Below are 15,660 nucleotides of genomic sequence, written 5' to 3'. Positions count from 1 at the left end.
GCGGGTACCGGCCAACGAGCGTAATGCCTGCAGGCGTATGAGCGAATAGCCCGGCCGAAGGCAACGCCCTCATTCAGCTTGCTGTTTTGAGCACCGCAGTTAACACTTACAAAAATCAGGACTCATCAACATCGGGACTATAGATAACTTATCCATTTGCAATCTCTACTATATACTTAGGAAGATAACCGCGGGAAACTCACCCCACGATGACTTGCATACCCCCGGGCACACTATTTCCCTAACTTTTCATTTACAATGCCCTAAAACGATTTATAGAAATCTATATTTGTTAAACAACCAATTCAAAACACAATACATCTATATAATGGAGGAAAAACCGCTACGGAGCCGGCAATGGTTTGGTAAAAAGGGCAAGGATGGCTTTATATATCGCGCCTGGATGAAAAATCAGGGCATCCCGGCACATCAGTTGCAGGGGAAGCCGGTGATTGGCATCTGCAATACATGGTCGGAGCTTACACCCTGCAATGCCCATTTCCGGGAATTAGCCCAATCTATAAAAAACGGCATTTATGAAGCCGGTGGATATCCCGTTGAATTCCCGGTGATGTCATTAGGCGAAACTTTGGTTAAACCTACTGCCATGCTGTACCGAAACCTGGTAAGTATGGATGTTGAAGAGAGTATCCGCGCAAATCCACTGGATGGCGTGGTGCTGCTTTGCGGCTGCGATAAAACCACGCCTGCACTGGTAATGGGAGCCTGCAGCGTAAATATTCCAACCATTGTAGTATCGGGCGGGGCAATGTTAACAGGGAAATACCGGGGCAGGGATATCGGCACATCGGATATCTGGCGTTTTTTCGCCGATCATCAAACCGGGCAAATGAACGATGAAGACCTTTATACAGCCGAAGCCTGCATGGCCCGGAGCCAGGGGCATTGCGCGGTAATGGGAACGGCATCAACCATGGCTTGTATGGTTGAATCGCTGGGGCTTTCACTGGCAGAGAACGCCGCTATCCCCGCGGCCGACTCTCGTCGCAAAGTATTGGCACACCTGTCGGGCAACCGCATTGTTGATATGGTGCGTGAAGACCTGAAACCTTCAGATATCCTTACCAAGCCGGCTTTTGAAAACGCAATAACAGTTAACGCTGCTATTGGCGGCTCTACTAATTTCATTATTCACCTGCTGGCTATAGCAGGCCGCATCGGGGTTGATTTAAGCATGGATGATTTCAATACATCATCCCGCAAAATACCCTTACTGGCTAATCTGCAACCCTCGGGTAAATATTTTATGGAGGATTTTTATTATGCAGGAGGTTTGCCTGCTTTAATGAAAGAGCTCCACGAACACTTAAACAGCGATACCATAACCGTAAGCGGGCACCCTATATTATGTAATTATGAAAATAGCGAATGTTTTAACCGCGAACTGATAGCGCCGGTTGATAATCCTTTTAACCCAACAGCGGGTATAACAGTACTTAAAGGTAATCTTTGCGAAAACGGGGCTGTGATGAAACCGTCGGCGGCAAGCCCGGGCTTAATGCAGCATACCGGCAAAGCCGTGGTATTTGAAAATATAGAGGATTTTAATCATCGCATTAACGATCCGGCATTGGATGTGGATAAAGATAGCGTACTGGTATTGAAAAATGCAGGACCTAAAGGCTATCCCGGTATGCCCGAAGTTGGCAATATGCTGATCCCAAAAAAACTGGCCGACCAGGGCATTACCGATATGGTACGCATCTCCGACGGGCGGATGAGCGGTACGGGCTTTGGCACGGTAGTGCTGCACGTCTCGCCCGAGGCGGCCATCGGCGGAACATTGGCTATAGTACAGGATGGCGACATGATTAAACTTGATGTACCCGCCGGTACACTGCACCTTGAGGTTAGTGATGAAGAAATTGCCGAAAGAAAATCAAAGCTGGTATTAAATAACAATATCAGCAAACGGGGATACACTTATTTATATCAAACGCATGTAGAGCAAGCCCATCTTGGCGCTGATCTTGATTTTTTAAGAGGCAGCTCGGGGAGTGAGGTTTTAAGGGATTCGCATTGAGAGAGACAAAATAACAAATAAGCTTTGAGCGAGGGCCGGTCAGTCTGAGCCTGTCGAAGACTCGCGCGCAGAGGCCCTCCCACCATGCTTCGACATGCTACCCATGACAGCAAGCAATTAGTTAACCAACCATCAACCTAAAAATGATAACTGATAAATTTAACGGACAGGTAGCTATAGTAACCGGTGCCGGACAAGGAATAGGTTTTGAAATAGCTAAACAGCTAAGTCTCGCCGGTGCGTATGTATTATTGAATGATTTGAGTGAGGAACTGGCTGTTCAGGCATCCGATACCATTAACGGGCTCGGCGGTAATTGTTACCCGATAGCCGGCGATGCTTCGGACATTGATTTTATACAACAAATGGTTGATGAAGCGGTACAGCGTTATGGCAAACTTACCATTGCCGTTGCCAATGCCGGGATCACTTTGTTTGGCGATTTTTTGAATTACCCTGCCCAATCCCTGCAAAGTGTAATGAATGTTAATTTGCAGGGCAGTTTCTTTTTAGCGCAAAGGGCAGCCAGGCAAATTGTTAAACAAAAAAGCGGGGGCAGTATCCTGTTCATGTCCTCCGTTACGGGGCACCAGGCCCACCAAGACCTTGCCGCTTACGGTATGACGAAAGCCGCGCTTGAAATGCTGGCTAAAAGCCTGGTGGTTGAACTATCACAACATCAAATTACCGTGAATACCGTGGCCCCCGGTGCCACCCTTACCGAGCGCACGATGGAAGATGCCGGATATCAAAAAACCTGGGCCCGCATTACCCCTATGGGTCGCGCCGCAACTGTTGAAGATGTGGCAAACGCGGTGTTGTTTTTGGTTTCGCCAGATGCAAGGCAAATTACCGGTCAAAATTTGGTAGTTGATGGGGGGTGGACGGCGGTTAGTACTTCTCCATATTAGTGTAGTGAATGGTTGATTAGGTTGATAAGTGAGTGGTTTCCTTTCTTTGGATTAAAACTTGCGAAGTTTTAACGAGCTATAAGGTTATTCAACAGATAATCAAATGTAAACTTTGGTTCGTAACCAAAATACCGTTTAGCCTTTTCGCTCACATAAACCCGGTCGATACTTTTTGGGAACTCCCAGCCTTTTGATAGATAAACAGTTTCAGCCTGAGGATAATGCTTTCTTATTGCTTCGAGAGGGTTCTGTTTTAATTGTACAAGCTCATCTTTTTTAAAGGGTGAACTACTGGTGATATTAAAGATCTCGAACTCAGGAAAAGTTTGTTCCAAAGCTAATCGGAGGCCTTCGGCGCCATCGCGTTCATCGAGGCCGCGGTACAGGCGGTGATTTAGTTTGAGGTTATCTGTTTCGGGGAGGAAACGGCCAACTCTATACACCGATGCCTGTAAACCTTCGCGGTAAAAAAAATCCTTACAAAGCTGCTCGGCGGTTTGCTTGGTGATGTCGTAAATATCCCGTGGTTTAATAGGCAGTTCTTCATCAACCCAAACGGCCTGGTTAGCATCCACCATCGCATCGCCATAAATAGATGTAGTACTGGTATACAGCATTTTTTGAACACTATTAGCAATACAGGCATTAAGCAAATTGAGCGTACCGTAAATATTCACATCGATGAACGCTTCCCTGGGGTAGTTGAGTTCATAATGTTTACCGTGGATTGCCGCGGTATGAATAATTGCATCGGTGTTTTTTGCGATGGCTAAAACAGCATCTTTATTTAATATATCAATCAGTTCATCGGTAGTTTCGGCGGCAATCAAGTCTATGCCGATAACTTTGTGACCGTGCGCCCGCAAATGCTTAACTGTAACTGCTCCTAACCTGCCGGATGAGCCCGTAACTAAAACCCGCATAAGTTAATGACCGGGAGCAATAGCCAATATCCGGGACCACTCGGGGTGGCGTTTCAGGTATGATGCCACGTAAACACAAAGCGGCACCAGTTTCAGGTTATTCTGTTCGATATAGTTGAATGTTTTTTCAACAATGGCCGATGCCACGCCTTTGCCTTCCAGCTCAACCGGCACTTCGGTATGGATGAGGTAAATTTTATCGTCCTTTTTTTTGTAGTCGATAAAAGCACGGTAGCCTTCAACAGTCAATTCAAAATTGTGGATGGCCTCATTATTTACCAGGGGGACTTCTTCGTATTTCATAGCATATATATTACGGGGTGAACAAATGTATAAAATGTTCACCCCGTTTAACAGAAATTACTTCTTAATTCCCCAAACCGATACCGATCCGGCCTTCACTTTAAACTCGGCCCAACCATCAGCAGAGATCACTACTTCCTCGCCGTCATGTTTGTTTAAATAATCCACAAAAACTTTACCGGCATGCCCGGCCCCAATTTCCATTTCCTTAAAACCATCCTCGCTGTTTGAAATCACTACAGCGCAACCTGAATTTTCATGATCGGTATCACCTTCACGCGTCCAGCCTATGCAGTTAGGGTGGTCAAAATAATCGCGCTGGGTTCCGTAGGCCATGTTTTTCCTAACATAAAGCATGGTTTCCAGTTCTTCAACCACAGGTAACTCAATTTCGTATTCCTCGCCGTCGCCGCCCTTGTCTGTATATTTTGAGCCATACATGTCGGCATAAAAAACACAGGGATAACCAGCCTCACGCAGCAATATGAGCGCATAGGCCAAAGGCTTAAACCATTGATCGATTGGTTGCTCCAACGACTGCAGCGGCTGGGTGTCGTGATTTTCTACAAGTGTAACTGCCAGCTCGGGTTTTACACTCAAAAGTGTATTATCAAAAATAGTGGTGAGGTCATAATCCTTCCCGGTCCTCGAAGCATGATGAAAGTTATCATGCAGTAAGGTATCAAAAAGCGACATGCGCCCTTCGGTCACCTCAATGTATTTTAATAATTTAGGCAAATCAAAAGCCCAATACTCGCCAACAGTAAAAAATTCCTGCTTAAACTCATTGCGCATATAATCAAGCCATTCGTTGTAAAAGCCATGATCCATATGTTTAATGGCATCAAGCCTGAAGCCATTAAATTTTGCGGTTTTAAAATACCATTTGCCCCATTTTTTCAGTTCCTCCCGTACGCTTGGGTTACGGGTGTCGATATCTGAAAGCATAAGGTAATCAAAATTGCCGTTTTCGTCGTCAAGCACATCTTTCCAGCCTTCGCCATATTGGTTCTGGATGCTGAATATGGCCGTTTCTTTTTTATAGGCATCATAGTCAATACCCGAAAAGCACTGCCAATCCCATATAAATTTGGAGTATTTCCCCTTGCGGCCCGGGAAAGTGAACTTGGTATATGCACCTATTTCGTAAACCTCGCTAATAAACTCGTTCCGGTTGGCGGGGTCAACCTTGCGGGCGTTCACCTTTTCAATTTCATCGGCACCGCCCATATGGTTAAGTACCACATCAACATAAACCTTTAACTGGGCTTTTTGCGCCGCAGCTATGGCGTCGAGATATTCTTGTTTGGTGCCGTATTTTGTTGCGATTGTACCTTTCTGATCAAACTCGCCAAGATCATAAATATCGTAAACATCATACCCGGCCGAGAGCCCTCCGCTTGCCGCTTTATAAGCCGGCGGAAGCCATACCGAATCGATCCCTTTTTTCTTCAGGTTTTCTGCATCATTTTTTAACTGATTCCACAATCTGCCTCCGGCGGGGTAATACCATTCAAAAAACTGCAGCATTGTAAAATTTTCCATGCTTTTAATTAAGTAAGCTAATTATAAATGACTACTTAACTAAATATAAACAGAAAGGTTTTATCCCGGCTTAACCTCGATGTTAAATCATTATGAACCTGTTTACCCGGCATGAATCTGGCGGATGTTTTGTATGGCATTATCCGGGCAATGGTTTATTACAGCCGCTTTCGTCAATAAGCACGACGATACAGTCACTGTAATACCCCGTTTTAACGCGATTGGAGCTATTTCCTGATTAGAAATCTTATTTAAGGATCAATACCGGGTGCCTGGCATTTAAAGACAAAGCTTCGGTTATGCTGCTATGGGTTAAGTTGTAAAAAAAGCTGTGTTTGCCCGGCAGGGCAATGATCAATTGTACTTGTTGTTCTGTAGCAAAATTGAGTATGCCCCGTACAATATTTTTATCCTCCGAATAATGAAGCTTACATTCATAGCAATTAACCAGTTGTTTTACCGATGCTTCAAATTCGGCCTCCCGGCCAATATGCTTTTTCTTCGGGTCGACATAAAGCAGCATCAATTTGGGATTAAGCCAGCTGTGCGACGTGTTAAGGCCTCTTAAAACGCCGAGCCGGGCTACGGCTTCCAAATCACAGGGTACCAGTGCCTGTTCTATTTTCTGATAATTACAATCAGGCGGAATGATCAGTACTTTTACCGGGCTGCTTTTTGCTATTTCAATGATCTGTTCGCCAATCATACTTAACTCATGCCCCATATCGCCGCCAACTATCATCAGGTCGGGGTGCTGATCTTCAACTACATTGTGTATAGCCCTAACGATAGGCTCAGTGCTGACTACCGTTTCTATCTCAATATTTTCGTGACATCGATTTTTCAGCTTTTTCATCAGCTCCTTAAGCTGAGCTTCTATTTTTTGCCGCTCATTTTCAATATCATCAGCGCTTATCAGTAAAAAATCGGGCGAAGGAAGGATTTGTTCATATACCGATGTATAATAACTTTTGAGCAGTATAATTTTCTTTACCGGCATATCACAACCCATGTCGGCTGCATATTTTATAGCATTGGTATTGGTGTCGGAAAAATCTACCGGTATTAATATAGTTTTCATAACAAACAATTTAGGTACGTACGAGACCCGTGCGCTTAATGCTAAATTTACGATTTGTTTAACTATTTAATACAACTATTTTATAGCTAAAACGCTAATAAAACCTTCCCCCCTTTATCATAAACAAAAGCCTGCGCAAACTCATCAACTGTATAAGTTGCCGATGCTGCAAGCTGAAATTCGGCCCTGCCAATGGAATGTACTAAATGACTGATCATCTGAGTTTTTTCTTCGAGCGAAAGCCCTGCCACGTATCCCCTCACACCAAAACCTTTAATGACCAGGTTTTTAAAAACGACTTCGGCATTGAGGTAGGCAGCCGGCTGGGGATCAAGCAAACCATAAACAATAAGGTGCCCTCCGGGCGATAACGAGGATATTATTTCGGTAGCCAGATCCCCGCCTACCGCATCAAGCGCTGCTTTAATGCCCTTGCCTTTGGTAATTTTATCAATAACCTGTTTAAGTTTGCCGGATTCCGGAACTATTACTTCCTCGGCTTTTAAAGCTAATAACTCTTGTTTTTGCGCCTCATCTCGTACGGTGGCTATAACACAAATACCTTTTTCGGCGGCAAGTTGTATTACTATGCGCGATACTGTGGAATGGCCCGCGGTAAGCAGCAGCCAATCGCCGCTTTTAACTTTTGCTTCCTGTATTAAACCATATGCAGTGTACGAATTGAGTAATAATTGCGCGGCTTTTTCTAAGGGGAAGGTATCGGGTAATAATACTACGTCCTGTTCATCGACTACCACATATTGTGCCCATGCCCCTATTTTGCTAAAAGCCACCAGGCTGCCTTTGGGGATAATGCTGTCATGCCCGGCTTCTTCAACATAACCGGCGCCTTCCAGTCCCGCTATTTGGGGCAGCACCGGCTGATAGCGGTATTTTCCGGCAATAAAAAGCAGGTCGGCCGGGTGTACAGGGCAGGCCTTCACCCTGATGAGCAACTGGCCGGAAGCCGGTTTCGGGTAGGCTAAATGTTTCAGTTGTATCACATCAGCGGCATTGCCTGCCTGCTCAAAAACCAATGCTTTCATAGTTGAAATACAAATTTCAGCTATGAAAGTTTTGAATGAGGTTAACATTAACCTCAAAGAGTATAAGGTAAAATAAGCATGTTGACAGGCCTGGTTTGCAAAACTGAGCTAAAAAGCTTCACTAAAATTTATACCCCAAAGCAATGCCCAGGTTCCGGGTCCTGGTTTTCTTGTATGGGTAATTACCAACCTCGATATTAGCAAGCCCTAAATTATGAACTGCATTAATTATTAAACCGTTATCAAACTCAAAGCCGGCGACTACGTTGGCTCCATAGTCGAAAGATTTAAAATTGCTCCTCTCATCACTGCCAAATTTAGCTTTGAAGCTAAAGTCGGCGGGAGATGATTGCCCCGGCGATTCATTGCTTACCGGTGTAAACCTACCTGACAAAGCCCAACCAATATATGGCCCGGCGCCCAGATAAAATTTGCCGCCATGAACCGGAATGTTATAAACCAGGTTAACCGGCACCTGGATATAATATAAACGCCATTTGCCATACATCCGGTAAACAATATCTCCGCTTAAAACTTCTTCGGTAGTTTTACTGCTTAATGAATTGAAAATAATAGCCGGCTGCAACGAAAACCTGTTGACATTAAAGCTGGCAAAGGCCCCGGCGAAATAGCCGGACCCGCTTTTTTCGGCATCGCGGATCTGCACATCCGTGCCGGGCGTCCGGGATAACCAGGTGCTGCTTACGCCCGCCCTGATGCCAAATTGAATAGCATTTGTTTGTGCGGACAATTTAAAACATGCCAATAATAGCAGGGACGACAAGGTTAAATGTAATTTCATGTTTGTGTAAAGTATGGTTTAGAAGGGATACGAAAAAATGCACCGGGATGCGACATTCAACAATAAATTTTAGCGATAAAAAAAGCTTACCCTTAAATGAGGTAAGCCTTTTATAATTGTGTGCTATTATTTTTAAAACTTAATACTCATGCTTAATGTACCACGAGTTGGGTTTTGTGGCGCCAAACGGAACGACCAATATTTTTCGTTAGTCAGGTTGTCCAGCTTAAAGCCTATGCGGTATTTAGGCTGATCATAAAACACAGTGGCATCAACCGTGGTATATGACGGTATGGTGAATTTAAACGCAGCGGTATTGGTTTGGTATGAATCACTTCCGTAGTTGCCACCCACTCCAAAACCCAAACCCTGAATTTTACCGTGGGTAATGCGATAGCTCATCCATAAGTTGGCCAACCTTGCCGGGCCGGAGTTGGCCGGACGCAAGCCCAGAATACTGGCAACACCAGGGGCTGCATTAGTAATTTTACTGTCGTTATAAGCAAAACCAGCGACGATATTGAAGCCACTCAAAGGATTGGCGATCACTTCGGCCTCGATGCCCCTGCTTAACTGGGTGCCTGCCTGGGTAATAAATCCAGTATGTGCCGGATCATCCATTATGGTATTAGTCACAGAAATATTATAGTAACTAACTGTCGAGCTGATTTTATGATCCCAGATGTCGGCCTTTATACCACCTTCCCATTGGTTGGCATATTGGGGTTTAAAAGTTGAGTTATCAAAGCTTGTGGCTGTAGGAGTAGCATTATTAAAACCATTCATATAATTACCAAATAACGATACCTGGTCTTTAACTACCTGGTAAACCAAACCAAATTTGGGCGACCATGCCGTTTGACTGAAATTGCCGGTGGTTTTGCCATCGGCGGGTGTGTAAGCGCCTTTGTTAACAAACCTGTCGATACGGATGCTGGCCATGGCATTCAGGCGCTCGGTAATATTAAACACATCCGATACATAGGCCGCATATGAACTTTGATTGTTTTGAACATAATCGCCGGGCTTGGGAGCGGCGGCGGCTACAAGTGCCGAAACTTTGTCTGCCGTAAAACTATTATAAGCTGCTCCCGGGTCAAGATAACTTATTGCCGGTGTGCTTACGGTAACGTTGGTATTATTGCTTTTTTGATTGTAATACTCCAAACCTGCAACAATGCGGTTACGGAACTGACCGATTTTAAAATCGCCTATAAAGTTTTGCTGTACGTTGGTGATATAATAAGGATAATCTTCCTGGGTAACCTGCCGTTTTATCTGCTTGCTACTATCGACAAGGGTAAACGCGGTAACCATGCCCTTGGTAGTAGAAAAAGTTTTATTGAACATGGTTTGCGATTTCCAGTGATCCGAGATCTTGTAATTGATCAATGAATAAAGATCAATTTGCCTGCTCAGGTAATCAACGCTATTGTTACCGAAAGAACGTTTATAGTCGATGCCGAGATCTTTAACATTATAGATCTTTCCTTTGATATCCGGGGCAAGCCTGTAGGCCGAAGTAGCGTTCGAGTTACCTATTTCGGCGTCAACATCAACCGATAAACGATCATTAACGATGTAGGTTATGCTGGGGGCTACAAAAAAACCACGATTAAAGCCCGCGTCCTGGAAACTATGCTCATTGTGCAATGCCGCGTTCACGCGGAACAGCACCGTTTTATCCTTATTTAAAGGCATGTTAACATCGGCCGTAAGGCGGTTGAGATCAAAGCTGTCTGTTTGATAAGCAATTTCGGTACGCGGCGTTTCATTAGGTTGTTTGGTAACGCGGTTAAATAAACCACCAAACGAAGCCAGGCTGCTATTGAACAGCGTACCGGTAGGGCCTTTTATAGCTTCTATCTTTTCAATATCGGCAGGGTCGATGCCGTTAAAGTTATAACCTGCTACACTGTTACGGATAAAGTTGCCGGTAACAAAACCTCTTGATAACAAGGTAGTACGTCCGTTATTATATACTAATGGCACACCCGTACCCGGGATATTTTTAAAACCATCTGCATAGCTGGTTACAATCTGCTCTTTCATCAGTTCGCTGGTAACTACACTGTATACCTGCGGATTTTCAAGGTTTTTCAGCGGCAGGCGGGCAACATCTTCAGTTTCTTTCTTCAGGAATTTGTTATGCCTGGCGCTTTTAACATAAACCTCCTGCAGGTCTTTAGCGCCCTCGGTTAAAACAAAGTTTACAGTGGCAGTTTCGCCTGCAATTACAGTAACCTCATTGGTTTGCGTTTGCAGGCCGATAAAGCTTGCAACCGCGGTGTATGTACCTGCCGGAACATTTTTAATAGTAAAATGGCCGCTTTGCCCGGCAGTAGCACCAAACTTAGTATTGGTTAAAACAATGTTGACATACTCCGCAGCCTTACCATCGGCAGTTTTTACAGTACCTTTTATAGTTCCTGTGCCGGTTTGCGCAGTTGCATTGTAGTTTAAAAACAGCATCGCCAGTATAAAGCTAAAAGCTATTTTGATCACTACTTTAAGAGTTGAAGATACATTTGTTATAGCCGGCTTACCGGAAGCAAGAATAGGGGTAAATGTAAAATGCATATTTTACTTAATAATGAATTGATTGAAGGATCAGCAGTATTAATCGAGCCACAAAATTTAATAACCTGCAACCCGGATTTGGCGCAAAGTTATATTTATTTAGATTAATTACAAATAAGGTTTTAAAAAAGGGAATCTCTAACTATGTAGGGTAATGGCTCTGAATTAATTGGGAATATGAGAAATATTTAGAAGAGGTTTTTAAGAAGATCTCCGGCGACTACAATATCAGGCAAGCTAAAAAACTACCCCTCCCTCCCCGGAAAACTTTCACTGCCCCGCATATAGCTGCCCAAACGTTTCAGCAGGTAGGTTGCTTTTATCAGCAATGTTTTATCGGTAACAAACTCGCTGATATCATCTGCTTTGTTCATCAACTCCTGCTTGTACACGTCCTTAAAATCGAAATAATTGAGTGCAAACTTCCATTTGCCGGTTAAAAACGAAAAAACTTCGGTGTCGTTTTCGAGCAATTGCGAATAATTAATTACCAGGTAATCATCGGGCTGCAGCTTTTTAAGCATTTTCAATATTGCTTCATTGTAATTGATCCATACTTTTAAATAGCTTTCGGCATGGTCATGGTAAAAAGCCTTCAACCTGCGCGGCCGTCTGAAATGAGTCCAAACCTGGCGCTGAATATATTTACGGGCCATATACTTTTGGTCAACGGATACAAAATCACGCCTAAGTAATGAACTAACTACCGATTGATAATTACGCAGCACTACCAGGTACCGCGCACCGGGCAACAGCTTGGCATAAGTATCCAAAAAAAGACAGGTGCGCGGGTCTTTCCAGGCCCATTGGTTATAAAGCTGCTGTTTAATGCCAATTACTGCCTTCATCTTTTCAAGTTGATAAAGCGGCACTTCAATATCCCGGGTATCGGTTAGCCCCGATACTTCCAAACTGTTACGATCAAGGATCTCTTCATGCAGCTTCAAAAACTCCAGATCTTCAAAGTGGCCATCAACATTGCCTGTACCGCTGCCGCATAAGCGCTCGCCAATTTGCAGGCCGCAGCGGCTTAACCAGTTGGTTATAAGCGATGTACCCGAACGGTGCATCCCCGCAATAATTAACGTTTGCCGGGGCGTGAATTTAACTGTTGTATTGATCATACCTTGGTTAATAACGGCCGGCCGGCTGTAGCTGCTTAATTTGCACCTGCTGATAGTTATCAAGAATAAAACCTGCCAACATTTCGGTTGCCTCGGTCTGCCTGGTAATATGGGTGTTGATATACAAATCAGGCGACGACGGGATTTGGAAAGGGTCATTAATACCGCTTAGGTTAGTTACCTTGTCCGGATGGCCTTCGGGCAATAACGCGCGCTTGTAAAGTCCTTTGGTATCCCTTTGCAACAGTGTTTTTACGGGACAATCGATATGGATCAGCTTTACATCAGGATAAGTAGCCATCAGCTCGCGGCGAATCACATCGTATGGGTTTATAGCGCTGATGATGGTTACAACGCCATGCCCGGATAATTTACCGGCTATAAAACCAAGCCTGCGGATATTTTCAAAACGGTCTTCCTTAGTGTAACCCAGGTTAGGGAACAGCTTTTGACGGTATACATCAGCATCAATAATTTCAACAGGGATATCGGTATCAGATAACCTCATTTTAACATGTTGAGCAAGGGTGGTTTTACCTGATCCGGATAACCCGCAAAGCAGAATAATCATAAAGTGGTGTGTTAAGCGTTAATAATAATTGTTGTGTAAACCATTATTGAAAGCTTAACGCAAATATTTCGGACGAAATTGTTGTTAACACTTACTGTGTCGATACATGGCAACATTGTATCGATGAACAGCAAAATGATGTAGACGGAGAGAAAACTTCAGCAATTAATTATGGTTACTGCTTCTGCATGCACCAGGTTGTCATACAGCGCAGGTTTTGCACGTTGGTGGTTTTTATAGGTTCATAAAGCTGTGCGCCCAGCTCGCGGGTATATTCAAGCAGGATCTCTTCATTTACCAAAAACCGTTCGGAGCCGTCGGGCAGCAGGTAGCGGTAATTACCCAAAGGCTGTACCAATGTTTCAATGCCGATATCAGATGCAAGCCTTGCAAAGAAATAACCTCCTGGTTTCAGTACGCGCCATAGTGAGCGTACCATATTGTCAAAATGTTCGGCATCATTAGCAAAATGCAGCACGGCACTGCAAATTACCAGGTCAAACTGCCCGTCATCAAAAGGCAGATTTTCGACAGCGGCCAGTTTAAAGTTATCAGGCGACTGATCGGGACACAGCTCGGCGGATAAGCGTTTAGAAAGTTCAACAGCATGTTCGCTTTGATCAATACCATAAACGCTGAAACCGTTTTGCAAAAAATAAGGTATGTTTCGCCCGTTGCCGCAGCCTGCGTCAAGTATAGTGCGGCAATCGTCAAAACGTCCTTTTAATAACTGGTCGAATAAATAGATATCGATATCGCCGTATAATTTCCGGAGGTTATTGCTGTTCATAGCCATACTGTTTTGCACCCGAAATTACTGTTTTATTGGATGCCATGGAGAAAACTTATTAACTTTAAGTATGGCTACCGATATGCAAATATTTCTGCAGTTTATGAAAAGCACATTGCTTCCGCTCCCGGGCGTTACCACCAAAATGCACTTTGAGCATCCCGCATTTTATGTTAACGATAAGATCTTCGCCAACATACATGAAAAGGATGAGCAACTGGCCATTTACACCACCGAGCGCGAAAAATGGATAGCGCTTGATCCGCATACCTTTTTCATCACTCCGCATTATCAAAATTACAAATATATGCTGGTGCGCCTCGAAACCGTATCACCCGGCGATCTGAAGCAACTGTTAATAACAGCCTACCTTGCAAGGGCCACCAAAAAGTTGATCAGGGAATATGAAGAGATGATAAAGAGTGGCTGAGCCGATTATCAACAAACAGGCTTATCCTCCTTAGGGTCTTACGCCGTTCAGCGCTTCCCGGTTAAGATAAACGTAAATCAAAACCCCTACTACCAAAACCGCCAGCACTACAAGCCCAATCTTCCCTTTTTTCTTATCCTGGCGCATAAGCCAAACCATCGCAGCTATTAGCGGAATAACAAAAACAATGTAAAAAATATATCCTGATGCGTTCATATGCCCCCCAGCCCCCTAAAGGGGGAGTTTTAATGTGTTATTTATTTGAAATGCCAATCTGCCTGTAATCTGTACGTTAAATTACTCCACCATAGCTCCCCCTTTAGGGGGCTGGGGGGCAAACGCCATCCTCGCCATCGGGGCAACGTCCTGTCCTACAAATTCGCCTTTAAGGAATTTATGATAGCCTGCTATAGCAATCATGGCGGCGTTATCAGTACAGTATTCCATTTTAGGGATAAAGCTGTTCCACCCATTTTGTTCGGCCATGGCCTGCAGTCCTAACCTCAAGCCTGTATTGGCCGATACGCCACCCGCCAAAGCTATATCTTTAATGTCATATGCCTGTGCCGCTTTTTGCAGTTTGTTAAGCAAGATGGTAGCAATCCGTTTTTCTACAGACGCACAGATATCGGCCATGTTCTGGTTAACAAAATCAGGGTTTTGAGCTACGTTATCGCGGATAAAATACAGGATGGAGGTTTTCAGCCCGCTAAAGCTAAAATCATACCCCGGGATCTGCGGCTCCGGGAACTTATAAGCATCAGGGTTTCCCTGGCGTGCATATTTATCAATGAGCGGTCCGCCGGGATATGGCAAGCCTAAAATTTTACTGGTTTTATCCATGGCTTCGCCGGCTGCATCGTCAAGGGTTTGCCCTATGATCTCCATATCAAAATAATCCTTCACCAGCACAATTTGCGTATGCCCGCCAGATACGGTAAGGCAAAGGAAAGGGAACGAGGGATTTTTATCGCCGATAAAGTGGGCCAGGATATGGGCCTGCATGTGGTTAATATCAATAAGCGGGATGCCTTTTGCCAGTGCGAAAGCTTTGGCAAATGATACACCTACTAAAAGCGAGCCTAAAAGTCCGGGGCCGCGTGTAAAAGCTACCGCATCAATATCATTTTTGCTTACTTTTGCGTTTAATAACGCCTGCTGAACAGCCGGAACAATATTTTGCTGATGAACCCTTGAGGCTAACTCGGGGACCACGCCTCCATAGGCCTCGTGTATGGTTTGATTGGCAATAACATTGCTCATGATCACGCCATCAACACAAACCGAAGCTGAGGTTTCATCACATGATGATTCGATTCCTAAAATTACGGGCACGTGTTTATTAATTATTGATTTACTGATTTAGTGAATTAGTGATTTATTAATGAGAAGCAAACCAATTCCTCTTACTAATTGTATAGGGATAGAGGAAAATTCACCAACTCATTATTTCGCTAACTCACTAATTAAAGGTGCAAAGTTATTAAAAAAGTACTCAAAATATTCCTGG

At 44.2% G+C, this 15,660-nt stretch carries 15 protein-coding genes; 3 read left to right on the top strand and 12 right to left on the bottom strand.

Going from position 1 to position 15,660, the window contains the following annotated elements; genetic code table 11:
- The first annotated feature begins 328 nt into the window (after positions 1–328).
- Positions 329–2,044, top strand: a complete 1,716-nt coding sequence (locus tag FHW88_RS16150) for an IlvD/Edd family dehydratase (RefSeq protein WP_176626761.1) — start codon at positions 329–331, stop codon at positions 2,042–2,044.
- Positions 2,045–2,187: 143 nt separating this feature from the next.
- Positions 2,188–2,955, top strand: coding sequence for an SDR family NAD(P)-dependent oxidoreductase (locus FHW88_RS16145; RefSeq protein WP_090534594.1), 768 nt, complete (start codon positions 2,188–2,190; stop codon positions 2,953–2,955).
- Between the two features lie 68 nt (positions 2,956–3,023).
- Here FHW88_RS16145 and FHW88_RS16140 read toward each other — a convergent pair whose 3' ends face one another.
- The 10 genes from FHW88_RS16140 to FHW88_RS16095 form a co-directional block, all read right to left on the bottom strand.
- Positions 3,024–3,878: an NAD-dependent epimerase/dehydratase family protein gene (locus tag FHW88_RS16140; RefSeq protein ID WP_176626759.1), complete on the bottom strand. Its 855-nt coding sequence runs from the start codon at positions 3,876–3,878 to the stop codon at positions 3,024–3,026.
- 3 nt (positions 3,879–3,881) lie between these two features.
- Positions 3,882–4,181 carry a GNAT family N-acetyltransferase gene (locus FHW88_RS16135; protein ID WP_176626757.1) on the bottom strand — a complete coding sequence of 100 codons (300 nt, stop codon included), beginning with the start codon at positions 4,179–4,181 and terminating at the stop codon, positions 3,882–3,884.
- 57 nt (positions 4,182–4,238) lie between these two features.
- Positions 4,239–5,726 (bottom strand): alpha-amylase, encoded by a 1,488-nt coding sequence (locus tag FHW88_RS16130; protein ID WP_176626755.1) that lies wholly within the window; start codon positions 5,724–5,726, stop codon positions 4,239–4,241.
- Between the two features lie 247 nt (positions 5,727–5,973).
- The gene (locus FHW88_RS16125; protein ID WP_176626753.1) at positions 5,974–6,807 is read right to left on the bottom strand and encodes a universal stress protein; all 834 of its coding nucleotides are present in this window, start codon (positions 6,805–6,807) and stop codon (positions 5,974–5,976) included.
- An 86-nt stretch (positions 6,808–6,893) separates the two neighbouring features.
- Positions 6,894–7,853, bottom strand: coding sequence for a zinc-dependent alcohol dehydrogenase family protein (locus FHW88_RS16120; protein ID WP_176626751.1), 960 nt, complete (start codon positions 7,851–7,853; stop codon positions 6,894–6,896).
- Positions 7,854–7,974: 121 nt separating this feature from the next.
- Positions 7,975–8,655, bottom strand: coding sequence for a porin family protein (locus FHW88_RS16115; RefSeq protein WP_176626749.1), 681 nt, complete (start codon positions 8,653–8,655; stop codon positions 7,975–7,977).
- Positions 8,656–8,787: 132 nt separating this feature from the next.
- Positions 8,788–11,235: a TonB-dependent receptor gene (locus FHW88_RS16110; protein ID WP_176626747.1), complete on the bottom strand. Its 2,448-nt coding sequence runs from the start codon at positions 11,233–11,235 to the stop codon at positions 8,788–8,790.
- 245 nt (positions 11,236–11,480) lie between these two features.
- Positions 11,481–12,359: a sulfotransferase gene (locus FHW88_RS16105; RefSeq protein ID WP_176626745.1), complete on the bottom strand. Its 879-nt coding sequence runs from the start codon at positions 12,357–12,359 to the stop codon at positions 11,481–11,483.
- Between the two features lie 7 nt (positions 12,360–12,366).
- Complete coding sequence (locus FHW88_RS16100; protein WP_176626743.1) at positions 12,367–12,930, bottom strand: adenylyl-sulfate kinase; 564 nt, start codon at positions 12,928–12,930, stop codon at positions 12,367–12,369.
- Positions 12,931–13,105: 175 nt separating this feature from the next.
- The gene (locus FHW88_RS16095; protein WP_176626741.1) at positions 13,106–13,720 is read right to left on the bottom strand and encodes a class I SAM-dependent methyltransferase; all 615 of its coding nucleotides are present in this window, start codon (positions 13,718–13,720) and stop codon (positions 13,106–13,108) included.
- Between the two features lie 103 nt (positions 13,721–13,823).
- Between FHW88_RS16095 and FHW88_RS16090 the strand changes: the two genes are divergently transcribed.
- Complete coding sequence (locus tag FHW88_RS16090) at positions 13,824–14,150, top strand: MmcQ/YjbR family DNA-binding protein (RefSeq protein ID WP_176626739.1); 327 nt, start codon at positions 13,824–13,826, stop codon at positions 14,148–14,150.
- Between the two features lie 30 nt (positions 14,151–14,180).
- On the opposite strand, the gene FHW88_RS16085 is transcribed toward FHW88_RS16090, so the two are convergent.
- Both FHW88_RS16085 and tsaD read right to left on the bottom strand, forming a co-directional pair.
- The gene (locus FHW88_RS16085; RefSeq protein ID WP_090534570.1) at positions 14,181–14,366 is read right to left on the bottom strand and encodes a hypothetical protein; all 186 of its coding nucleotides are present in this window, start codon (positions 14,364–14,366) and stop codon (positions 14,181–14,183) included.
- 81 nt (positions 14,367–14,447) lie between these two features.
- Positions 14,448–15,485: a tRNA (adenosine(37)-N6)-threonylcarbamoyltransferase complex transferase subunit TsaD gene (tsaD, locus tag FHW88_RS16080; RefSeq protein ID WP_176626737.1), complete on the bottom strand. Its 1,038-nt coding sequence runs from the start codon at positions 15,483–15,485 to the stop codon at positions 14,448–14,450.
- Positions 15,486–15,660 lie beyond the last annotated feature (175 nt).

Origin of the sequence: Mucilaginibacter sp. SG538B (assembly GCF_013376065.1) — a bacterium.
GTDB lineage: Bacteria > Bacteroidota > Bacteroidia > Sphingobacteriales > Sphingobacteriaceae > Mucilaginibacter > Mucilaginibacter rubeus.
This window is presented reverse-complemented; position numbering and strand designations above follow the sequence as displayed.